Source organism: Echinicola soli (assembly GCF_006575665.1).
Taxonomy (GTDB): domain Bacteria; phylum Bacteroidota; class Bacteroidia; order Cytophagales; family Cyclobacteriaceae; genus Echinicola; species Echinicola soli.
Window position 1 is genome coordinate 2,171,786 of record NZ_CP041253.1, and the last position, 22,383, is coordinate 2,194,168.

At 43.7% G+C, this 22,383-nt stretch carries 21 protein-coding genes and 1 pseudogene; 14 read left to right on the forward strand and 8 right to left on the reverse strand.

Annotation, left to right across the window (positions count from 1 at the left end):
• Positions 1 to 9 precede the first annotated feature (9 nt).
• The 3 genes from FKX85_RS08780 to FKX85_RS08790 are packed head-to-tail and all read left to right on the forward strand — an operon-like array spanning position 10 to position 3,331.
• The gene (locus FKX85_RS08780) at positions 10 to 1,548 is read left to right on the forward strand and encodes a RagB/SusD family nutrient uptake outer membrane protein (protein ID WP_141614371.1); all 1,539 of its coding nucleotides are present in this window, start codon (positions 10 to 12) and stop codon (positions 1,546 to 1,548) included.
• Between the two features lie 24 nt (positions 1,549 to 1,572).
• Entirely contained in the window at positions 1,573 to 2,211 is a 639-nt protein-coding gene (locus tag FKX85_RS08785; RefSeq protein ID WP_141614372.1) for a fasciclin domain-containing protein, read from the forward strand.
• A gap of 13 nt (positions 2,212 to 2,224) precedes the next feature.
• Positions 2,225 to 3,331 (forward strand): DUF5007 domain-containing protein, encoded by a 1,107-nt coding sequence (locus FKX85_RS08790; protein ID WP_141614373.1) that lies wholly within the window; start codon positions 2,225 to 2,227, stop codon positions 3,329 to 3,331.
• A 92-nt stretch (positions 3,332 to 3,423) separates the two neighbouring features.
• Here FKX85_RS08790 and FKX85_RS08795 read toward each other — a convergent pair.
• Positions 3,424 to 3,636: pseudogene (locus FKX85_RS08795) on the reverse strand (tyrosine-type recombinase/integrase); the annotation flags it as partial.
• 852 nt (positions 3,637 to 4,488) lie between these two features.
• Between FKX85_RS08795 and FKX85_RS08800 the strand changes: the two are divergent.
• The 4 genes from FKX85_RS08800 to FKX85_RS08815 are packed head-to-tail and all read left to right on the forward strand — an operon-like array spanning position 4,489 to position 11,021.
• Positions 4,489 to 7,686 carry a SusC/RagA family TonB-linked outer membrane protein gene (locus FKX85_RS08800; RefSeq protein WP_168196239.1) on the forward strand — a complete coding sequence of 1,066 codons (3,198 nt, stop codon included), beginning with the start codon at positions 4,489 to 4,491 and terminating at the stop codon, positions 7,684 to 7,686.
• Positions 7,687 to 7,698: 12 nt separating this feature from the next.
• Positions 7,699 to 9,237, forward strand: coding sequence for a RagB/SusD family nutrient uptake outer membrane protein (locus FKX85_RS08805; protein WP_141614375.1), 1,539 nt, complete (start codon positions 7,699 to 7,701; stop codon positions 9,235 to 9,237).
• 23 nt (positions 9,238 to 9,260) lie between these two features.
• Entirely contained in the window at positions 9,261 to 9,899 is a 639-nt protein-coding gene (locus FKX85_RS08810) for a fasciclin domain-containing protein (protein WP_141614376.1), read from the forward strand.
• Positions 9,900 to 9,911: 12 nt separating this feature from the next.
• On the forward strand, positions 9,912 to 11,021 hold the full coding sequence (locus tag FKX85_RS08815; protein WP_141614377.1) for a DUF5007 domain-containing protein: 1,110 nt from the start codon (positions 9,912 to 9,914) through the stop codon (positions 11,019 to 11,021).
• 215 nt (positions 11,022 to 11,236) lie between these two features.
• On the opposite strand, the gene xerD is transcribed toward FKX85_RS08815, so the two are convergent.
• Positions 11,237 to 12,142: a site-specific tyrosine recombinase XerD gene (gene xerD / locus FKX85_RS08820; protein WP_141614378.1), complete on the reverse strand. Its 906-nt coding sequence runs from the start codon at positions 12,140 to 12,142 to the stop codon at positions 11,237 to 11,239.
• Positions 12,143 to 12,359: 217 nt separating this feature from the next.
• Here xerD and aroQ point away from each other — a divergent pair, with 217 nt between their 5' ends.
• The 5 genes from aroQ (at position 12,360) to FKX85_RS08845 (ending at position 15,795) form a co-directional block, all read left to right on the forward strand.
• Positions 12,360 to 12,779: a type II 3-dehydroquinate dehydratase gene (aroQ, locus tag FKX85_RS08825; protein WP_141614379.1), complete on the forward strand. Its 420-nt coding sequence runs from the start codon at positions 12,360 to 12,362 to the stop codon at positions 12,777 to 12,779.
• A gap of 12 nt (positions 12,780 to 12,791) precedes the next feature.
• Complete coding sequence (locus tag FKX85_RS08830; protein WP_141614380.1) at positions 12,792 to 13,847, forward strand: aminotransferase class V-fold PLP-dependent enzyme; 1,056 nt, start codon at positions 12,792 to 12,794, stop codon at positions 13,845 to 13,847.
• Positions 13,848 to 13,904: 57 nt separating this feature from the next.
• Positions 13,905 to 14,483, forward strand: a complete 579-nt coding sequence (locus FKX85_RS08835; RefSeq protein ID WP_141614381.1) for a MarC family protein — start codon at positions 13,905 to 13,907, stop codon at positions 14,481 to 14,483.
• Between the two features lie 76 nt (positions 14,484 to 14,559).
• The gene (gene rnhA / locus FKX85_RS08840; protein ID WP_141614382.1) at positions 14,560 to 15,015 is read left to right on the forward strand and encodes a ribonuclease HI; all 456 of its coding nucleotides are present in this window, start codon (positions 14,560 to 14,562) and stop codon (positions 15,013 to 15,015) included.
• A gap of 60 nt (positions 15,016 to 15,075) precedes the next feature.
• Positions 15,076 to 15,795 carry a tRNA1(Val) (adenine(37)-N6)-methyltransferase gene (locus tag FKX85_RS08845; RefSeq protein ID WP_141614383.1) on the forward strand — a complete coding sequence of 240 codons (720 nt, stop codon included), beginning with the start codon at positions 15,076 to 15,078 and terminating at the stop codon, positions 15,793 to 15,795.
• On the opposite strand, the gene FKX85_RS08850 is transcribed toward FKX85_RS08845, so the two are convergent.
• Complete coding sequence (locus tag FKX85_RS08850) at positions 15,784 to 17,127, reverse strand: saccharopine dehydrogenase family protein (protein ID WP_141614384.1); 1,344 nt, start codon at positions 17,125 to 17,127, stop codon at positions 15,784 to 15,786. The two genes, FKX85_RS08845 and FKX85_RS08850, sit on opposite strands and share 12 nt — an antisense overlap.
• Positions 17,128 to 17,250: 123 nt before the next feature.
• Between FKX85_RS08850 and FKX85_RS08855 the strand changes: the two genes are divergently transcribed.
• Both FKX85_RS08855 and FKX85_RS08860 read left to right on the forward strand, forming a co-directional pair.
• Positions 17,251 to 17,733 carry a cytidine deaminase gene (locus FKX85_RS08855; RefSeq protein ID WP_141614385.1) on the forward strand — a complete coding sequence of 161 codons (483 nt, stop codon included), beginning with the start codon at positions 17,251 to 17,253 and terminating at the stop codon, positions 17,731 to 17,733.
• Positions 17,734 to 17,739: 6 nt separating this feature from the next.
• On the forward strand, positions 17,740 to 18,390 hold the full coding sequence (locus tag FKX85_RS08860; protein WP_141614386.1) for an alpha/beta hydrolase: 651 nt from the start codon (positions 17,740 to 17,742) through the stop codon (positions 18,388 to 18,390).
• Positions 18,391 to 18,394: 4 nt separating this feature from the next.
• On the opposite strand, the gene FKX85_RS08865 is transcribed toward FKX85_RS08860, so the two are convergent.
• From FKX85_RS08865 to ubiE, 5 genes are all read right to left on the reverse strand, one after another.
• Positions 18,395 to 19,171: a ThuA domain-containing protein gene (locus FKX85_RS08865; protein ID WP_210416919.1), complete on the reverse strand. Its 777-nt coding sequence runs from the start codon at positions 19,169 to 19,171 to the stop codon at positions 18,395 to 18,397.
• A gap of 33 nt (positions 19,172 to 19,204) precedes the next feature.
• Entirely contained in the window at positions 19,205 to 19,978 is a 774-nt protein-coding gene (locus FKX85_RS08870; protein WP_141616749.1) for a M15 family metallopeptidase, read from the reverse strand.
• A 2-nt stretch (positions 19,979 to 19,980) separates the two neighbouring features.
• Entirely contained in the window at positions 19,981 to 20,736 is a 756-nt protein-coding gene (locus FKX85_RS08875; RefSeq protein WP_141614387.1) for an SDR family NAD(P)-dependent oxidoreductase, read from the reverse strand.
• A 128-nt stretch (positions 20,737 to 20,864) separates the two neighbouring features.
• Positions 20,865 to 21,641, reverse strand: coding sequence for a type IX secretion/gliding motility protein PorT/SprT (gene porT / locus FKX85_RS08880; protein ID WP_141614388.1), 777 nt, complete (start codon positions 21,639 to 21,641; stop codon positions 20,865 to 20,867).
• Positions 21,590 to 22,312: a bifunctional demethylmenaquinone methyltransferase/2-methoxy-6-polyprenyl-1,4-benzoquinol methylase UbiE gene (gene ubiE / locus FKX85_RS08885; protein WP_141614389.1), complete on the reverse strand. Its 723-nt coding sequence runs from the start codon at positions 22,310 to 22,312 to the stop codon at positions 21,590 to 21,592. The genes porT and ubiE overlap by 52 nt, the downstream gene beginning before the upstream one ends.
• Positions 22,313 to 22,383: the final 71 nt, after the last annotated feature.

The window sequence follows — 22,383 nt, forward strand, 5'->3', positions numbered from 1 at the left end:
TTGAACACCATGAAAAAATTCCAAAAAATATATTTATCTATTCTGACGGCCCTGACCATTGGCTTTTCCAGTTGTTCGGGGATTTTGGATCAGGAACCCATTACCATCACTCATCCTGATGTATACTGGAGTTCACAAAGTGAAGCGGAACAAGCCTTGGCAGGTTCTTATGCCCTGCTCAAGAACGCGCTCTTGACACAGTCGAGTTTCTTGATATGGGGTGAATTCCCTGCTATGACACTTATGGACAGCCAGTTCTGGATAATGAACTATATCGAAAACAATGGTAATTACAGCCTCCCTTATCGCGGTGAAACCGCTGATTGGAAGTTGTTTTACAGGGCTGCCAACTGGGCATTTACGATAGAAAAATACGTAAACGAGATGCCCGAAGAGCTGTTTGCTACCAGTCAGGAAAAGAACAGGGTATTGGGCGAAGCGGCCTTTGTAAGGGCATTGTCCTATTTCTATATGGCCAGGATATGGGGGGAAGTACCGATTGTACACGAGTCCATAGAAACCTCGGATCAGTTGATTACAGAGGATGGCTTTATCGTGGAAATAGGTCGGTCGGACGAGAAAGAAGTACTGGAATATATCCTGGAAACCACTGATAAAGCCATTAGCTTGCTGCAATATTCAGCCCCAGGCAATCAGCGTTGGGCGATTTTTGCCAATAAAGCCAGTGCTGAGGCGCTGAAAGCCCATGTGTCGCTATGGTATGCCGGCAGGGATGGTGATAACTCCGGGATGATCCAGCAAAGCATCGATGCGGCCACCTCGGTCATTAACAATAGTAACGCGAGTCTGATCGATTATGTCGCCGAAGGCAACGAAGGTTTTGAAAGCATGGTCAGGGGCCAATCCAAAACAGGTCTTTTTGAGCTTAATGTCAGTACAGATGTTGATGAATCATACCGGGTTACAAAAAATGACAATACAGTCCCCGGACTTACTTTAAATGCACCTTTGCAAGATGGAAACAATGGAAATGCTCCATGGGGCAATCCAGATTTCTATGGATTTGAATTTATGGTTCAGCCCGAACGGGAAAGTGATGTGAGGAAAGATCTTTTCTTTTACGATTTTGAAGATCTCGGGCCAGGTACTTTCCCAATGAAGTATGCATTGAGTTCTGATGATCCTGACTCAGAAAATACCTATGCCGTATTCTCAGAAGCAAATATTCTCATTTTTAGAATGGCAGACATTTATTTGTTGAGAGCAGAAGCCTACACCAGGCAAGGGGATTATGCCAGTGCTATTGCGGATCTGGATATGGTGCGCAGCAAGGCGGGTGTTCCTGCGTATGACGGCCCTTCTGATCGTCCAAGTCTTATCAAAGCCATTTTTGACGAAAGGGCCATTGAATTGGTCGCTGAAGGGCACGCTGCTTTTGACAGGATACGAATGGACTATTTCGAAGGGGTGTCCTGGATGGGCAGCAACCGGAAAGCCCAAAAAGGATATTTCTGGCCAGTATCCCCAGGGATTATTGTCAAAAACCCTTCCATCGTACAGACAGAGTACTGGCAAGGACGTTTATAATCGAACCTTAAAATCGGACAAATAATGAAACGATACATATATATTCTCGCAATCGCGTTTGGCATGATGTCATGCATTCAAGACGACTATTTAGTGGATGGAGGCGTAAGCAGCCCAGAGATAGGGACTGATACGTACACTTTCTTACAATCCCATCCGCAATTGGACACTTTGGCATTATTGATCCAGCGAGCGGGGCTGATCGAAGAAGTCAATGATGAAAATACGCTTTTTGCTCCCAATAATCTTTCTATTCAAAGGTATGTTGATGAAGTACTGGCTGAAATGAGAGAAGTGGACCCGGAAGCAGTGTATACGGTAAATGACATCCCCACGGATACTCTGGAAAAGTACATGGGAGGTTATATCTTTCCCGGAAAGATTACCCGAGAAGACATGAGTGAGGGCGGAGAAATCATGACGGCCATCAATGGAGAGCAAAGAAGGATTTCCTTAGAGCCTAGGGAAGAATATACCGGTCAGCTGAGTAGTTTTCCTGAATATGTCTTTTACACCTATAAAAAAGGAGATGAATGGGATGAATGGAACAGGATAGTGGACGATAAGCTAATCCGTGTGAGGACTTCAAACTTGTTATCCACCAATGGGGTGATCCATGCCCTGCAGGGGAACCACACCTTATTCGACTACGAAGGAAATTAAACAGACCTAAACCATGAAAAAGACAATATATCAAATCATAGCACTATCATTTGTTGGGGCAGTGTCTTGTACGCCTCCTGAAATTGGGTACCTAAGTGACAGCATTCACTCTGCCCAAGATACGATTTCAGTTCCGAGAGGAGCATTTACAGTAGGGGCACGCCCCATGGTAGAAAATTCAACCGCTCCACTGCATTGGGAGATTGTGGGGTTTAGTGATCTTGACGGTAATCCCAATAATGCGCTTCTTGAAAAGCATGAAATCCGTGTTTGGAAAGAGGCATATAACGGCGACACGGACACCACCTTGGCACTTGCCGAGCAGAAACTGGAGCTTTCCGAAGAGCCATCGGTTTTGCTCAATGAGGTGAGTGGTGAATTTGCATTTACCCAATCCACCAAGTTTGTAGAGGGCGATATGTTTAAAGTAGATGTGGCGGTATCCAATGTGAAAGGCGAAAAACTTCTTCAGGACTACACTATTATAAAATTGGAGCCTTTTGTGCCAGTGGAATTTCCTACTGAAATGAGGTCTAGATTACTCCTTGATAAGGACAATGGCAATGATATCGCCCATACAGGTGTCATTTCTGGACCAGAGGATGACAATATCCCCGGCGTGCTGGATGGTACCAATCCTTATTTCTCTATCCAAAAAGTAAGTGAGGAGCCGAGCCAGTCCGTAAAGGTCAACATGATCATCGAAGATAGTTATGGCAATGCAGTGGATACGGATAAAATAGTTTTCTATCCAAGTGGATCATCCTATCTCCAAAACTATCATGACAACTCAGTGGAAACAGAAGTAGGAGAGAAACAGACTTCTTTCTTTTTGCCTGCCCCTCCTTTTCCCCAGTATGGAAGATCGTACAGTGGTACCAGTACCTATCTAATGTATTACCTTTCCAGAGGTGATGCTTTTGAGGTAGACAGGGAAGCATATGAAGCTGACAATGGCCCGAAATCTCCGGAAGAGTGGGAGGAGTTCTGGGCTCCGTACAAGGATCCTGATACCGGGAAAATCCGAAATCACGCTTACATTCGATGGGGAATTAAAATCAATGACTCAGGTACGTGGGATTTGAGAATGAAGATTCCTTATACCAAGATCAAGGAGTAAACATAGTGCGGAATATGCTCCTGGACTTACCAAGCCAATCCAATAGTAATGGATTGGCTTTTTTCATGCCCCTCCTTTTTGAGATAGCATCTTCACTTCCTCGGATGGAAGTCCGTCAATACCTGTCGTAGGTATTCGCGGTCCAGATGGGTGTAAATCTCCGTGGTGGTAATGCTTTCGTGCCCCAGCATTTCCTGGACCGCCCTGAGGTCGGCACCTCCCTCGATCAGATGTGTCGCGAAACTATGCCTGAAAGTGTGGGGGCTTACTTTCTTTTTGATGCCCACCTCTTCTACCAGTTTTTTGCTTTCGTTGTGATGGGAGCTACATCCATGCATTGTTTAAACTCGATAACATTAAAAGCGCCCTACTTTTCTGCTGGCATTCAGGCTTGCCCTTCTTATTTTCTTGTCTCTGATCAGTTTTTTTCTTGTTAAAGCTTTGTTTAAGTTAAAATACAGCGTAAAAAATATATTAAATAATTAAATATAAATTAATATAGGTTGTAATTACATGTTTTCAATATTTTGTATCGATTTTATTTTTTGTTATCATGATTTATGTATACATTAGATCAAACGAAAGGAATCAAAAGCATAATAAGCCCAAATGATTAGAATATGAATAATTTAAAGATCATTATCTTGTTTAATCTTAAGACTCACCAATAATTTAGTAAGTCAGCGGTAACAGCTCAAGAGCAACTTACTGTAAGCAGTCACTCAGGTTACAAATTGCTATCAGAAAAATCTGATAGTATAGCAATAGTGACACGGCACCTTCTTCTATACCACTGAAAAGCCATACCATCTCATACTACCAAAGAAAAGCGGCCAAAATGGAATCGTCTGTAAGGAGACTATTTCATTCCCAGTGGACGGGGTAGGAATGAAGCAAAACAGAATGCGATGTGCTTTAACGGTACATATTAAGGAGATAGTCTACCTGTCGTGGGCAAACTTCTACGTATTTGTGCCCTAGGCATCCTTCTTCCAATCGATCCCCATTTTGGTCTAAGACAGCACCAGATGTGCGGGCCAAAAAACAACCAACCTAGAATTACGAACAGGAGGAGGTATTCACAAAGAATCAGGATAATACCTATCCCGATTCTTCCAGTAAGAGAGTTTTCTCATAACAATCAAACATTCAAAACTATGATTAAAACACTACTATTAGGCTTAATGTTCGCCTTATGCCTGGGTAGCTTTTCAGCAGCCCAGACAGTTTCAGTGAGCGGGTCGGTCACCGACCTAGAATCCGACGAACCGATCCCGGCCGTGAATATACGGATTAAGGGAACAGGCTCAGGCATCGTTTCCAACATTAACGGAACATATAAAATCTCTGTTGAAAAGGGACAAACCTTGGTTTTCTCTTTTATCGGTTATGTCACGCGTGAAATTTTGATCACTAACCAAACCAAGCTTGATGTTGCATTGGAAACAAACACATCACAACTTGACGAAGTAGTAGTGGTCGGGTACCAATCTGTCATCAAAAAAGATGTAACTGGTGCTGTTAACAGTATCAGCAGCGAACAGTTGGAAGCGATTCCCGTGACAAATGTAGCCAGCCTTATAGGTACACAAAGTACAGGTATCCAAACTGTAAATGTCAGTGGAGCGCCCGGGGCTAGAGGAGCATTGGTCATCCGTGGGAATACAGCGGTATCCAGCGGTCTCGATGGGGGTGAGCGGTTTACGGCATTTAGTAGCCCCCTGTATGTGGTCGATGGTGTCCAGACCTCCCTTGAGGACTTGGCGGGTTATGGTGTTTCCAATACGGATTATTTGGCTTCACTGAATCCAAATGACATTGAAAGTATCGATATACTGAAAGATGCGTCCGCAGCGGCCATTTATGGATCCAGAGGGGCCAATGGTGTCATCATCATTAAGACCAAGAGCGGACAAGCTCTTGAAAAGCCTCAATTTGATTTTTCTACAAGCATCGGTTTTCAGCCCATACCTGAGCTGGTACCGATGTTGGTCGGTGCTGCAGAAAGAAGAGAAAAAATGGGCATGCTTGAAAAATGGTGGGATCACGAATTCCTGCTTTCAAACCAAGTGCCCATGGTACTGACAGACAGTCTTAACCCGGCATTCAATAATAATGTGGATTACCAAGGAATGTTTTACCAGCCTGGTGTTTCCCAACGATACAACCTGAGCATGAGGGGAGGCAGTGAGGAGACCAATTACCGTTTGTCATTAGGATATAATGATGACAAGGGTGTCGTAAAAGCAACGGGTTTTACACGTTATACCCTTAATGCCCATTTAAACACCAAGGTTGGAAAGAAGTTTACCAATCAATTTCTGGTAAACACTTCCTTTACCGAAAACAAAACAGGCCAGGGAAATCCAGGAGGAGGATCGTTTAATCTGGACAACAGTCTCCCTACAAGCCCCAACAGCCTGAACTCTTCATTATTTTATTTACCGAAGGCAAAGCGACAATCGCTCCAGGGAGAACTTGATGAAAAGCTAAATACCGATGAACAACTAAAAGTCACCTTTTCCAATTTTGCACAGTTGAAGATTATCGAAGGCTTGAAGCTCAATTCACAGCTTACGTTTCAGTACGATCTGAACAAGAAAAACTTTTATGAACCATCCTCCATCAGGTCAAATGGTGATGGATTTGCCGCCTATTCCCTGTACACGAGGAAAAACCATGCCTCTGACCTCTATTTGGATTATTTCAAAACCTTCGGAGATCATGAGATCATAGCCATTGGAGGTAATCGTGTCGACTACAACAAGTATGAAGATATGGGGATAAATGCGGTCGGATTTGGCAGTGATGCCATACAGGTAATCAATAGCCGGTACGAAAAAGACAATATTGACGGCTATACCAACATCAGCGAGAACGCATTGCTCTCATATTATGCTCGGTTTAATTATAAGTACAAGGACAGATACCTTTTCAGTGCCAACTTCAGCACGGACGGCTCTTCGCGATTTGGAAAGGATGTCCGCTGGGCCAAATTCGGTTCCCTGTCGGCCGGATGGATATTTTCGGACGAGCCATTTTTCAGGAAAGTGGCTGGAGATTGGCTGGACTTTGGAAAACTCCGTGCCAGCTGGGGAAGAAACGGCAAGCAGTTTAGCCAGAATTATCTGCGATTCGGTGCCTATAGCCTGGGATATGGCGGCACACCATCTGCAGGATATAAAACCAACCAAATGAACGTATCTTCCTATGGAGGAATTACGGGAATAATTCCTAATTATGGCTCGATTGGCAATGACAAGCTGTCTTGGGAAGAATCCGAGCAATGGAACATTGGATTTGATATAGCGATGCTTGATCAGCGGTTAAACCTTACTTTTGATGCTTACCATAAGAGTACTGACCAGTTGTTTTTTGATATTGATTTCCCCTCCTATTCAGGATATAATACGGCTAAGTCAAACGTAGCAGGGGTGCTGAACTATGGCTGGGAAGGGAACATCCGTTATGATGTTTTCCCCAGAAGAAATGATTGGAAGCTGCAACTTACCGCTGGATTTGCCAAAAACGAGAATTACGTCAGTAAATTACCAAACGGCAACAGAGACTATCTAATTGGTAGCTATGGTTATATCGTGGGCCGGCCGCTGAACCTATACAAGGTTTTTGTCAATGACTATATTATTGATAATCTGGAACAACTGCCCGTAAACCCTTACACTGGTGAACCTCTCACTGGAAAATCAGCCTGGGCTAGTATCCGTCCAGGACTTCCGATTTGGAAGGATATCAATGGAGACTACCTCTTGGATGAAGCAGGTGATCAGATCATGGCATTAGAATATTCTCCTGTTCCGGATATACAAGGGAACTTCAATATCGATTTGCGATATAAAGGTTGGTACCTACAGATTTATAGCCAGTTTTCTTTTGGTGCAGATATAAAGAATACCGTTCTGAACAGTTATCTGGACAGGTATGACAGGGGAGGTGATGACTGGGCCGAAAAAGGCTTGGCCGACCTGAGCGAGTACAGTTTTTGGGAAAAACCAGGTGATGGTGCGGCTGGTGTACGCTTTCCTGCATTATTTCCTGCAGGTGGAGGGGAAAGCCCTTTCTACGCTTTCAGGGGGAACCAGACATTATGGATTGAAAACGGGGATTATTGGAAAATCACCAATTCCTCATTTGGCTATGTCTTCAACAAAGATTCTTTTATTGAGAATATAGGCTTGAGCAGGCTTAGGGTATATCTTTCGGTGCTGAATCCTTATCAATGGCAACGCTCCAAGAGCATCGTAGACGCCTCATTGGTGGACGCACGTGGGCATGTCCTGGGCAACGGCTATCCGCAAGCTCAATCCTTTTTCTTCGGTTTAAATGCAAGATTCTAAAAACCCATTACCATGAAAAAAATCACAAAAATATACTTTCTGGTCTTGGTCGTACTGACACCATGCCTGTACAGCTGTTCAGATATTCTCGATCAAGAGCCTGTTACCATTACACATCCGGATGTTTACTGGAGTTCTCAAAGTGAAGCAGATCGAGCCTTGGCTGGATCTTATGCCCTGCTCAAGAACGCGCTAATGACACAGTCGAGTTTCTTGATATGGGGTGAATTCCCTGCCATGACACTTATGGACAGCCAGTTCTGGATAATCAACTATATCGAAAACAATGGTAATTACAGCCTCCCTTATCGCGGTGAAACCGCTGATTGGAAGTTGTTTTACAGGGCTGCCAACTGGGCATTTACGATAGAAAAATATGTAAACGAGATGCCCGAGGAGCTGTTTGCCACGCCTCAAGAAAAAAATAGGGTGTTGGGCGAAGCTGCCTTTGTAAGGGCCTTGTCCTATTTCTATATGACCAGGATATGGGGAGATGTTCCGATTGTCCATGAATCCATAGAAACCTCCGATCAGTTAATTACTGAAGATGGTTTTATCGTAGAAATTGGCCGATCAGATGAGAAAGAAGTATTGGAATATATCATGGAAGCTACTGAAAAAGCGATAGGTCTATTGGAATATTCCAGTCCCGGGAACCAGCGATGGGCGATTTTTGCCAATAAAGCCAGTGCTGAGGCACTGAAAGCGCACGTAGCGCTATGGTATGCCAGCAGGGATGGAGACAATCCTGAATTGATCCAGCAAAGTATTGATGCGGCCACTTCGGTCATCAATAACAGTAACGCTAATCTGATCGATTATGTCGCTGAAGGCAACGAAGGTTTTGAAGACATGGTCAGGGGACAGTCCAAAACCGGGCTCTTTGAGATCAATATTAGCACAGATGTGAGCGAATCATATAGGGTTTCCAGTGGAAACAGTACGCCAACTGGTCTGACATTAAACCAACCCATACTAAGTGGTAGCAATGGTACTGCTCCTTGGGGAAACCCTGATTTCTATGGTTATGAATTTATGTTACAATCAGAAAGGGACAGTGATATTCGAAAAGACTTGTTCTTTTTTGACTTTGAAGATGTGGGGGGAGCGACTTTCCCGATGAAGTACGCATTGAGTTCGGACGATCCTGATTCTGAAAGCGTATATGCTTTATTCTCTGAGGCAAACATCTTGATATTCAGACTAGCGGACATCTATTTGTTGAGAGCGGAAGCATATGCCAAACAAGGAGACTTTGCCAGTGCCATTTCGGATATGGATTTGGTGCGCAGCAAGGCAGGTGTCCCTGGCTATGAAGGGCCTCAGGATAGGCCGGAACTCATAAAAGCAATTTTTGATGAACGGGCCATTGAATTGGTTGCCGAAGGCCATTCGGCATTTGATAGAATACGAATGGATTACTTTGAAGGGGTCTCTTGGATGAACAGCAAGAGAAAGTTGCAAAAAGGATATTTCTGGCCTATTTCTTCCAGTATCATTGTTAAAAACCCATCAATAGTCCAAACAGAATACTGGCAGGGACGCCTCTAGTTTAACTTTAAATTAAAAAAATAATGAAAAGACATCTATATATTCTAGCACTGGCATTTGGCATGATGTCATGTATCCAAGATGACTATTTGGTCGATGGAGGAGTGAGCAGCCCAGAAGTAGGAACTGACACGTACACCTTCTTACAGTTTCATCCGCACCTTGATACCTTGGCATTGCTCATAGAGCGAGCGGGACTGATCGAAGAAGTCAATGATGAAAATACGCTATTTGCTCCCAATAATCTTTCTATTCAAAAGTATGTTGATGAAGTACTGGCTGAAATGAGAGAAGTGGACCCGGAAGCAGTGTATACGGTAAATGACATCCCCACGGATACTCTGGAAAAGTACATGGGAGGTTATATCTTTCCCGGAAAGATTACTCGAGAAGACATGAGCGAGAGAGGGGAAATCGTGATGGCCATAAACGGAGAAGAACGAAGGATTTCACTGGAACCGAGAGAAGATTATGAAGATGAATTGAGCAGTTTTCCCGAATATGTCTTTATTACCTATAAACGAGGTGAAGAATGGGACGAACAGGGAGTAATCATAGATGATCAACAAAGCATCGTAAGAACATCTAATTTGATATCCACCAATGGGGTGATTCATGTGTTGCAAGGTGACCATACCTTGTTCGACTACCAAGGAAATTAAAAGAAGTAAATTATGAAAAAGGCAATATATCAAATTATAGCACTATCATTTTTTGGGGGAGTCTCTTGTACTCCTCCAGAAATCGGTTATCTAAGCGATAGTATCCATTCCACCCAAGATACCATTTCGGTATCACGGGGGGCATTTACTGTCGCTGCTCGTCCGGCGACAGAAAATTCCACTGCGCCACTACATTGGGAGATTGTGGGGTTTAGTGATCTTGACGGTAATCCCAATAATGCACTTCTTGAAAAGCATGAAATCCGTGTATGGAAAGAAGCATATAACGGCGACACGGACACCACCTTGGCACTTGCCGAGCAGAAACTGGAGCTTTCCGAAGAGCCATCGGTTTTGCTCAATGAGGTGAGCGGCGAGTTTGCTTTTACCCAATCCACCAAGTTCGTAGAGGGCGACCTGTTTAAAGTAGATGTGGCGGTGTCCAATGTGAAGGGCGAAAAACTTCTTCAGGACTACACTATTATAAAACTGGAACCTTTTGTACCTGTAGAGTTTCCTACTGAAATGAGATCAAGGTTGTATTTGGATACTGACGATGGAAATGATATTGCCCATACGGCCAAGATAACAGGGCCGGATAATGAGGACATTCCCAGCGTGCTAGATGGTACTCATCCTAATTTTTCGATCCAAAAAATAAGTGAGGAACCGAGTCAGTCCATAAAGGTCAACATGATCATCGAAGATAGTTATGGCAATGCAGTGGATACGGATAAAATAGTTTTCTATCCAAAAGGATCATCCTATCTCCAAAACTATCATGACAACTCAGTGGAAACAGAAGTAGGAGAGAAACAGACTTCTTTCTTTTTACCTGCCCCTCCTTTTCCCCAGTATGCTAGATCGTATAGTGGCTCAAACTCTTACCTTATGTACTACCTTTCCAGAGGTGATGCTTTCATAGTAGACAGGGAAGCATATGAAGCTGACAATGGCCCGAAATCTCCGGAAGAGTGGGAGGAATTCTGGGCTCCGTACAAGGATCCTGATACCGGGAAAATCAGAAACCACGCTTACATTCGCTGGGGGATTAAAATTAACGATACGGGGACCTGGGAAATAAAAATGAAGATACCTTATACGAAGGTGAACGGAAATTAACATTCAAATTGCTTTCTGACCGCCACAATTGGCTACCATATCAAAACAAGTAGGTGGCAAATAAAGAGGCTGTCTCATAAGTCGATATTGTATTTCATCCGTCTAAGTCAGAAGGAAGAATCTCTTCCGCTAATGAAATCTAACGAAACCAGCCCATTCCTAATGGGCTGGTTTGTTTTTTATCGGGAGGATTGCCATCCTCCATTATAGCTACCTCACTTCCTCGGATGGAAGTCCGTCAATACCTGTCGTAGGTATTCCCGGTCCAGATGGGTGTAAATCTCCGTGGTGGTAATGCTTTCGTGCCCCAGCATTTCCTGGACCGCCCTGAGGTCGGCACCTCCCTCGATCAGATGTGTCGCGAAACTATGCCTGAAAGTGTGGGGGCTTACTTTCTTTTTGATGCCCACCTCTTCTACCAGTTTTTTGATAAATATAAAGACCATTACCCTTGTAAGTTTTTTGCCTCTCCTGTTCAGAAAGACATATTCCTCATGGCCTGGCGCTATCTTTTGGTGGTGGCGCACCTGCTCCAGGTACAGGTTAAGATAGCGTAACGCATCTTTGCCCACGGGTACTAGCCTTTCCTTGTTTCCCTTGCCGATCACTCTCAGAAAACCAATATCAGCATATACCATCCCCAGTTTTAGATCGACCAGCTCCGAAACCCTCAATCCGCTGCTGTACAATACCTCCAGCATGGCCCGGTTTCGGTGGCCTTCTGGCTCCCCGAGCTTTATTCCCTCGAGCAATTGGACGATTTCCGCATAGCTGAGTGTATCCGGTAGTTTCCTGCCCAGTTTGGGAGCTTCCAGTAGGATCGCGGGATCTTCCTCTAGCCTGTCTTCATAAACCATAAACTTAAAAAAAGCCTTGACACCTGAAATTACCCTGGCCTGGGTATATTCAGAAATCCCGAGAGAAGCCAGTTCATTTACAAAAGCCCTGAGGTGCGGTAATTGCGTGGTCATAGGAGTGATGTCAGGGAAAGCACCGGACATAAAAGCAGAAAGCTTTTCCATGTCACTCCGGTAAGCTGAGATGGAATTTTTGCTCAGAGACCGTTCTATTTTCAGATAATGCTCAAATTGCTTGATATGATTTTCCCAGATATCCGGCATGATGGTTTCTTTTTCTGTCCAAAGATAAAATTAAAGCCCCGCATTTTTGCTCAAATCCTCCTTTCAATGCTTAACTTTGACCAAAATTTCGGACAGTGCACTATAAACCATTTAAAATTTTGAAACCGACTTGATGCAGGTAATCATTACTTTATTTCCTATGATTATCTGTATCATCCAAGGTTTCTTGTGACAAATGAATTTAATATAAAACCTCATGAAATTACTGATCATTAACGGGCCGAATCTCAATCTTTTGGGGAAAAGAGAGCCGGAAATTTATGGCAGCCAATCGTTCGAAGACTACTTTGAACAGCTGAAATCAGCATTCCCTGAGATTTCCTTATCTTATTACCAAAGTAATATCGAGGGGGAACTTGTCGACAAAATTCATGAAGTGGGATTCGGGTTTGATGCCATATTGCTGAATGCAGGAGCCTATACGCATACTTCAGTGGCGATCTCTGATGCCATCGCCGGTGTGACCACCCCTGTAATGGAAATCCATATTTCCAATATCTACAAAAGAGAAGAATTTAGGCACAAAAGTATCATTTCCAAAGAATGCGTCGGCATGATCTCGGGCCTTGGGCTAAAAGGTTATGAGTTGGGCATTCGGTATTTTCTTGAAAATTAACTCCTACCAAAAATGATTACATTCGCTCCAGGGCCATCAAAGGTCTATGACCAACTGGCACAATACCTTCAGGACGCTTTTGACCAGGGCATCATGAGTGCCAATCACAGAAGCGCCACGTTCATGAACCTTTATCAGGAAACAGAAACGCTGATCAAGGAAAAACTCCATGTCCCTGAAGATTATAAATTACTCTTTACTTCCTGTGCCACCGAAAATTGGGAAATCATCGCCCAGTCCATCGTGGAAAGCGCCAGTTTTCATATCTATTCAGGATCATTTGGGAAGAAGTGGTTGAACTTTGCTCAACACTTGAATGCTGAAACAGCCTCCCTAAAGCTGGATACTGAAACGGAATTGGATGTTGCTTCATTGGAAATTGGCGAGAAATTTGACCTGATCGCCATCACCCAAAACGAAACCTCCAATGCTACCGAAGTACGTAATGAGCTGATCCGGCAGGTGGGCAATAAATTCCCCAATAAAATGATCGCCGTGGACACTACCTCTTCCATGGCGGGTATTGAGCTGGACTTTACGGCTGCTGATATTTGGTACGCATCTGTCCAGAAGTGCTTTGGGCTTCCTGCTGGGCTGGGATTGCTTATCCTTTCTCCCAAGGCCATCGAAAAGTGCAAAAACAAAGGGGAATCAGGCCGATACAACAGTCTAAGCTTTATGCTCGAAAATGCAGCCAATTACCAAACGCATTATACGCCGAATGTACTAGGCGTTTATTTGCTGAAGCGTAGCCTGGAAGATCGTCCAGAGATACAAGAAACCGATCAAATGCTTCGTGATCGCATGCGAAAGCTGGAAAATACCATTGCCCAATCCGACAAGCTGATGATGCTGGTACAAAATACCGATACCCGAAGTAAAACCGTCATGGGTATTTCCGGTAAAGAAGTGTTTATCCAGGAAATCAAAAAAGCCGCAGAACAGCACGGGATGCAAATGGGCAGTGGCTATGGCCCTTTAAAGCCCACCAGTTTCAGAATAGCCAATTTCCCGGCCATTACCGATGCGGAGTTTGAAAAATTATTAAGCTTCTTAAAGGAATATTAATCCAAAAAATGAGATTAATCAAAATTTAAATTCTAATTTCGCGCAAAAATTTAGATAATGTTTGATTTCAAAGAGGTTGTTTCGGTTACGCTGATCTTGTTTTCGGTCATTGATATCTTGGGCTCTATTCCCATCATTATCAATTTGCGCCGGAAAGCAGGCCATATTCAGTCGGGAAAGGCGACGATTGTGGCGGGCATCTTGATGGTTTTATTTCTCCTATTAGGGAAAAATATCCTTAACCTTTTTGGGATAGGAGTAGCTGACTTTGCCATTGCAGGTGCCTTGATCATTTTTGCCTTGGGTGCGGAGATGATTTTGGGCGTGGAGATTTTCAAACCAGATCCTGAAGCAGATGCTTCCAGTACGTCGATTGTGCCGATTGCCTTTCCGCTGATTGCTGGTGCAGGGACGATGACCACGATCCTGACACTCAAAGCGGAGTTTTCCCAGATCAATATTGCTATTGGGATTTTGATCAATTTGGTGGTCGTTTACATGGTGCTGAAAAGTACCACTTGGCTGGAGAGAAAACTGGGAAAAACAGGTTTGGATGTCCTTAGAAGGATTTTTGGAATTATTTTGTTATCCATTGCCATCAAGATTTTCAAGACCAATTTATTTGATAACTTCTAAGCACTTACACAAAATACCTTAAATTACAATTTAAATGTCAGCTAGAAATGGCTGACATTTTTTTTACTTTTGAAGCATGATTTTGATTTATACAGATGGCGCAGCCAAAGGGAACCCCGGAAATGGAGGGTATGGAACGATCTTAAAATACCGACAGCATGAGAAAGAGCTGTCAGAAGGTTTTCGACTGACCACAAATAACCGAATGGAGCTATTAGCTGTCATCAAAGGACTAGAGGCTATCAAGGTAGATGGGATTCCCGTAAAAATCTACTCAGACAGTAAGTATGTGGTAGATGCTGTAACCAAAGGGTGGATATGGAGCTGGCAGAAAAAAGGTTTCAAGGACAAGAAGAACGTGGATCTCTGGAAGCGCTACATTTCCCTTCACAATAAATACAAGCCCCAATTCCAATGGGTCAAAGGACACGCAGGTCATCCTGAAAATGAACGCTGTGACCAGCTGGCTGTAGATGCAGCGGAATCGTCTAAGTTATTAGTGGACGAGGCCTACGAGAGAGAGTCCAAATGAAGTAAGGCATAATCCCTCCAAGCCGTTCGTAAAAGTCAAAAATCACGGTATACAAGTATCATGGCAAACACGTATTTTCAGTTTAAACAATTTACCATTCACCAGGAAAATTGTGCCATGAAAGTAAGCACCGATGCCGTCATTCTAGGAGCGCTCGCCTGCCATTCCAGTCCTGCCTCCATTTTGGATATTGGTACTGGTACAGGAGTGATCTCGCTGATGCTCGCCCAACGCTATCCCGAAGCAACCATTCACGGCATTGAGGTGGACGAAGCTGCGGCTGGACAAGCCACCGGAAATATTCAAGCAAGTCCTTGGTGTGACCGTGTTCATGTCAATCATACACGTTTTCAGGAATTTGTGAAGAATGCTGCTGGTGAATATCCGCTAATTGTCAGCAACCCTCCTTATTTTCCCAATCATATCAAGTCTACTGATATACAGCGAAACCTGGCGCTCCATAATGACGAATTGCCCTTTGGTGATTTGATCAAAGGTGTAGTGAAATCACTGGATAAAGAAAATGGGAAATTTTGGATAATCTTACCTCCCCAGCAAATGCTGGAATTGGACAAAATCGCCCGCTTCTTTGGGCTCTATTCCCACGAGTGGTATGCACTAAAAGACCGACCGTCCACCAAAGTCCTGCGGCATATCAAGGCCTACTCCTTTGCCGAGGCTTCAATACCGGAAATCAGCACTATCTGCATTAAAAACAATGATTTTTCTTACACGGACAGCTACCAGGATTTGCTGAAGGATTTTCTGCTAATTTTTTGAGAGGACCAATTCTTCTTCGAAATGAATGCCATTGGCCGCCAATAATTCCAAAACTGGCGAGTATATTTCTTTTTTAATGGGAAGGTGCAGGCCGCGTAGCTGAATTTTCCCTTCCAAAAACAAATCTATAGCTGCGGCCAAAGGTAAACCAACGGTTTTGGCCATGGCGGTATATTCATGGTTTTCTCCTTTGATGACCATACTGGAGGTGATTTTCTTTCTTATCCCAGCAGGAGACTCTGTTTCAAGCTGGTGCTGCATGACCACCATGTCCTTGTCTGTAGGGGTAAGCTTCCATTTATCTTCCAAGATGCCTTGTAGAATGTCTGCTGGACTTCCTTTGAATATTGGAAGTGGTGTTTCATCAAAAAGCCCCAGCCAAGCTAATTTTTCCATGATCGCTGAGTCCACCCAAGGTAAAAGTCGCTGGATTTTTTCCTCTACCCGATGAATAGGATCATATGGCAAAAAGGAATTAATGAACATACGCATGGTGAAATCATGGGGCAAATCCATCTGGAATGAATTGTCCGTTAAGCCCAGCTGTACCAGCACGTCCCAACTTTTACAGAAACCTGCCCGTCGAAGGGTGCCACGGATGATAGTGGGGATGCCTTCCAGCCCATAGACCTTTCTATAACTCAATGAATCCCTATTGGCATATCCATCAAAATCACCAGTCTCTTTAAAAGTTACCAGATCAGTACGCCTGAAAAGCATGTGGTAGGGGATGAATTTGTACCGGCCATTTCTGATAAATTGGGAGGTGCTTTGTCCTGCCAAGACTACATTTCTAGGGTTCCATGTAAACTTATACCTCCAGGGATTGTTAGACTCACTTTCTGGCGAAAGCAATCCACCGCAGTAGGATTTAAAAAGGACGATGTTATGCCCATCTGCCTTTTCGGTATCGATCAGCTTCATGGCCGACATGTGGTCAATTCCTGGATCCAAGCCACATTCGTTCAAGAAAAACAACCCTTTTTGTTTAATTTCTCCGGCCAGTGCCCTCATTTCGGGGGATTCATACGAGGCTGAGAAAAAATGCTTCCCTTCTCTTATACTCACCTTCGCCACCAAAGGATGTAAAAATGCAGGCACCATGGAGACTACGAGGTCTGCTTGCTTGACAAGTTCTCCAAGTTTTTCGGTGTCATGAATGTCTATGCTCCTGGCCGTGCCTGCGGGGTGTCCACCTAGCTTCTTTTCAGCCACTCGTGCGTCCACATCGGCAAGAATCAGTTTCCGCTCCTTGGTCTGGGCATCCTTCAGCAAGAAATCCACCAGCACCTTGGAGGATTTGCCAGCTCCGATGATCAATATTGTCTTCATCTCGATTTTATTACTTTGGGTTATATGAAGATGAACATTTAATCTTTGACCTTAAAATATTTTAGTGGAAATTAGTCGGGCGTGTTAATGTACGCACCTTGTTAAATGAATTCACTTATTATAATGGGGAAAAAAATAGAACATAAAGTAATATTACATTTGCTGGAAAAAAGTGAGCTTAATGAAAAGGAAGTTGAGCTTTTGGAGAAGGCAAAAGAAGTCGTGAAAAAAGCTTATGCTCCTTATTCCAATTTCTGTGTAGGTGCTGCATTGTTGTTGGAAGATGGGCAGATATTGACAGCCAATAACCAAGAAAATGCCTCATTTCCAGTAGGAGTTTGTGCAGAAAGGACACTTTTGGGATATGCTAACGCCAACTTCCCTGAGTTAAAGCCTTTAAAAATCATGATTGTGGCCAAGCGAAGGGATGATTCCAATTATGCTACGGTTTCCCCTTGTGGACTGTGTCGGCAAACCATTAATGAGTATGAGCTCAAATTTGGCCAAGCCATAGAAATCTTCATGCTAACACCGGAGGGCAATGTCCTCAAAGCAGAAAATATCAGTCAGTTGCTCCCGTTCAAGTTCAATGATCTAAATAGTTAAATCACCATGTACCAACATGTGTCTTTTGAATCCATCGGCGCATACGCTACTTCCCAATTGCCTCTGGGAGAAGAAAATGACCTTTGGATCGCCTTACATGGTTACGGCCAATTGGCTCCTTATTTTCTCAGGAAATTTAAAAGCCAATTTCACGAAAAGCGGCTGTTCATCGCTCCAGAAGCACAAAACCATGGTTATTTAAAAGGATTTTCTGGTCGCGTGGGGGCTAACTGGATGACCAAACATGAAAGGGGAAATGCCATTGCTAACAATAATCGTTTTTTAAACCAGATATTGGCCAGGAATTTAGAACAGTTTACTGACCCTCCGTCGATTCACATTTTGGGCTTTTCACAGGGCTGTGCCACCGCCACTCGATGGGCCTCACAACTTTCCTGTCCCATAAAAAGCCTGATTCTTTGGGGAGGTGGATTTGCACACGATTTGGATTTCAGTATGGTCTCTTCAAAGTTGTCAGAAACACGAATTTGGTCTGTGGAGGGCGATAGCGATGAGTTTTTGACCGATGAGCGGAAGCTCGAACAGGCCGAAATCCTGTCGCGGATGACCGTAAAAAAAGAATCAATCCTTTACAGTGGAGGTCATGATATTTATGAGGCTCCACTGGAAAAGATTGTTCAGCTGGCAGAAGTCTAACCTGTTACTGGATAGGATATCCCATGGCAGCCCACCAGATACCTCCATAGACGTGATCCAAGAAATCATCATCTTCATAGGCGGCTTCCACATGGCCTAGTGCCGTGTAAAATACCCGGCCACCATCGTATTCATGGTACCAGGACATCGGATGTACTTCACCCATGGCCATGGACTTTCCATCCCTGGAACCAGGCTCGTAGGAGGTCTCATCCAGTTGCAATAGGATGTGTACCTCCTCATTGAAATTTTTGAAAGCATACCATTCATCCGTCCAAAGCCACTTTTCGTTTAGGTGATAGGTGGCGGGATGATTTCTGTCCACTACGTTTAGCCTGGCGGTTTGCTGGGCAGGGTGGTGCATAAACTGTCCTCCGATCAGCTTGGTGTACCACTTCCAGTCATACTCCGTATCGGTAGCACTGTGAATCCCAACAACCCCTTTTCCGTTTTGCACAAATCTTTGAAACGCCTCTTTTTGGCCATCTGATAGAATTTCCCCTGTGGTACTGGCCATGATGATGACATCATAATCTTTCAGGAATTCATCATTAAAGACGGTAGCATCTTCCGTGGCATAAACACTAAACACACGGGTTTTGGCCATATCTTTTAGGGCTTTTACGGCATTGGGAATGGATTGGTGCCTAAACCCTTGGGTCTTGCTGAAAATAAGTGCTTTGAATTGTCCGCGCTGGGCAAAGGACTGACCAGCTAACAGCAGGGTGGTAATTAGAAAAAAGGAGCCGATAAGCACCGACTTCCGGATAATGAGCTTCATAGGAAATTATTTAAGGTTTAAAGTTACTAATGACTATTCTACAATTTCGTAGCGTTCTTTAGCTTGTCGAAGGCTAAAGGCATTAAAATGCCACCATTCAGATCCGATTTCAGAAAATCCTGCTTTATTCATTGCCGCTCTGAGGGTTTTTCTGTTCTTGATTTGCTGGGCAGTGATCTTGCCTGCTGCGAGCATTTGCTCTTCACGATCGGGATAAGCAGGATAACCAAAATAATCATAGTGCGTCCCCATGTCCAAAGGCTTTCCCGTGGTGCGGTTTGCCAATGTCAGGTCCACCGCTACACCATAATTATGAAGACTGCCTCGTTGCGGATTGGCCACGTACAAAGGTTTAAGGCTGTCTGGTTTGTCAAGGTCGTCCCATAGGATTTGTTGTACAGATCTTGGACGGACACCGTCATAAATAAGAAATGTCAAATCAAGGTTGTCTTCCTGCAAATGCTTCAATGCCTCCTTAAGCATTTTGATCACTTCTGGCTGCAAGTAACAATTGACCAATTTTCCGTACACGTCCTTTCCGAAAAAATTATCCGTTGTGCTGTACTTTAGCTTTACGTATACTTCCGGAAGGTGTGATTTTACATTTTGAAGTCCTGCTTCTATGAGACTTTTTTCCAATTGGCCTATGGAATCCTGAAGAGGAGTGGCTTTTTTGTTTTCCGATGCAGGAACCATGATGAAGGGATCTTCTACAGGCTTATCAGCTGCAAGCCGGGATTGGTTGCCTTTTTTTCCATTACATCCGACGCATACTGATATCAATAAAATAAATAGATAATTCCGCATCATTACTGGTCTTTATAAACGGTGTTGCTATTGGCCTGCTTGCCTGCCAAGACGGTGATGTCTGTCATGACTACATGCGCTGGCCTGGTGACAGCAAAGTGAACGATGTCTGCTATATCTTCTGGTTTTAAGGGGGCAAATCCCTCGTAAACATGCTTGGCCCTTTCCTCATCACCTTTAAATCTGACCAGAGAAAATTCAGTTTCCACCAAACCTGGGTGAACACCGGTTACGCGTATGTTGTACTTGGTCAAGTCCAGCCGCATTCCCTTGGTGATGGCGTCTACGGCATGTTTGGAAGCACAATAAACGTTACCATTAGGGTAGACTTCTTTGGCAGCAATGGAGCCGATATTAACGATATGCCCTGATTTCTTGTCGATCATAATCGGCATGATCTTTTTGGAGACATACAGCAATCCCTTGACATTGATGTCCATCATCGCATCCCAATCTGCGGTATCTCCCTCATGGATCGGATCCATACCATGCGCGTTTCCAGCATTATTGATCAATACATCAATAGCTGTCCACCGTTTGGGGAGGCTGTCAATGGCAGCATCTACCGCTGCTTTATCCCGCACATCAAAAACCAAATAGGTGTAGTCAGTTTGTGGTGAAAGTTCATTCTTCAGTTCCTTAAGTCGCTCTTCCCTTCTACCGGTAGCAATAATGTCATAGCCGGAATTGGCCAAAGCTACCGCACATGCCTTGCCTATCCCGGAGGTTGCTCCTGTTATTAATGCCGTTTTTTTCATCCTTTTAATTTAGCTCAAATAGGCATTTAATAAAAAGAAAGTTATAAGAATGGTGAAAAATCCAGTTCTGGGATTGCTCAATAAGCGATATTTAGCATGTAGGTTTTCAGGGACAGGTTAGAACCTTCTTATTGGAAATTCAGGTAAAGTGTGATGGACTTGCGGCGAAGCTCATCAATGGCACCGGCGAAGTTTTGATCAGAAGTTTCTGCTTTATAGATGTTGCTCAGGCCATGCGAAAACCTGATTTCCAGTGAAAATTTAAAAAACTTAAAGTAAAAGTCGAATCCCATTCCGAGTTCTAGTGCCACATCCTTGCTTTTGAGCACCAGCTGGTCTGCGTCGGCTTCATCTTGGGATTTGGTACGAAACATGGGGTTGGCGCCAGCGACAAAAAACATGCGGGTATTGTCAAACCGCATGGATTTATACTTAATGAGCAAGGGCATTTCGACCATGGTCATTTCCGTGATCAGGGATTCCGTCCGTACACCCAAACTATTTTGTTCAAAATCATCCGTTTGGAAATAATTGACATCAGTGCGGAATTCATAAAAGCCGACCTTTGGAGTACCCGTGAAGGTTAACTGGTCATGTAAGCGCATTTTCAGTAAGAAACCCAAGGAAAAGCCAGGGGAAAATACCGGCTGAATGCTCTGGATATTGGCGAAATCAGGATTTTCAGGATCCATAAAGGCGTCACTGTACTTCAGCCTAAGGCTGGAAGTATGGGCTGCCAGGAAGAAGCCATAGCTCAGAAACTGGTCGTCCTGACCGGATTTGTTGATGGGCCTATAATTGTCCTGGGAAAATCCGGACAGTATAATGCCTCCCAGAAGAAAAAAAGTGAGGGTTATTTTTCTCCAATATAAATCGAACTTATGCCAAATGTTAATGGTCTGCATTTTGTGTTTTTAAAGCCGACTTTTTCCAGCACTGTAAGGAATTTATCCCCATCGGGAAATGCTTGTACGGATTCTGGTAAATAGGTATAAGCGGACTGATCCTTAGAAACAAGTTTTCCTATCTTCGGTAAAATATACTTGAAATAAAAGTTGTATCCTTGTTTAAACGGAAACTTTTTAGGTTTTGAAAACTCTACAATAACGGTTTTTCCGCCCGGCTTCAGCACCCGGTACATGTCTGCCAATCCTTTTTCGAGGTTTTCGAAGTTCCTCACTCCAAAAGAAACGATGACTGCGTCAAATTTATTTTCTTCAAAAAGCAACTTTTCCGAATCCCCTAATTGCATTTCGATCAGGTGGTCCAGTTTTTTGTTTTTGATTTTCTTTTTGCCTTCAGCCAGCATTCCCTCAGATATATCCACACCAATAACCCTTTCAGGATTAAGGGCCAAGGCCTCAATGGCAAAATCCCCAGTACCTGTGGCAATGTCAAGAATGACCTTGGGCTGGTCCTTTTGGAGCATCTTAATGGCCTTTTTTCGCCAGGTGATGTCAATTCCCAAGCTCAAGAGGTGGTTTAGCAAATCATAACGCTTGCTGATATTGTTAAACATATTGGCCACTTGGGCCTTTTTACCTTCTTGTTGATCTTTGTAGGGAACTACTGACATGGGATTAAAATACTGTTTGAGAGCGCAATATTACTAAGTAAACACGAGCAATGGAAAAATGTTAACCATTA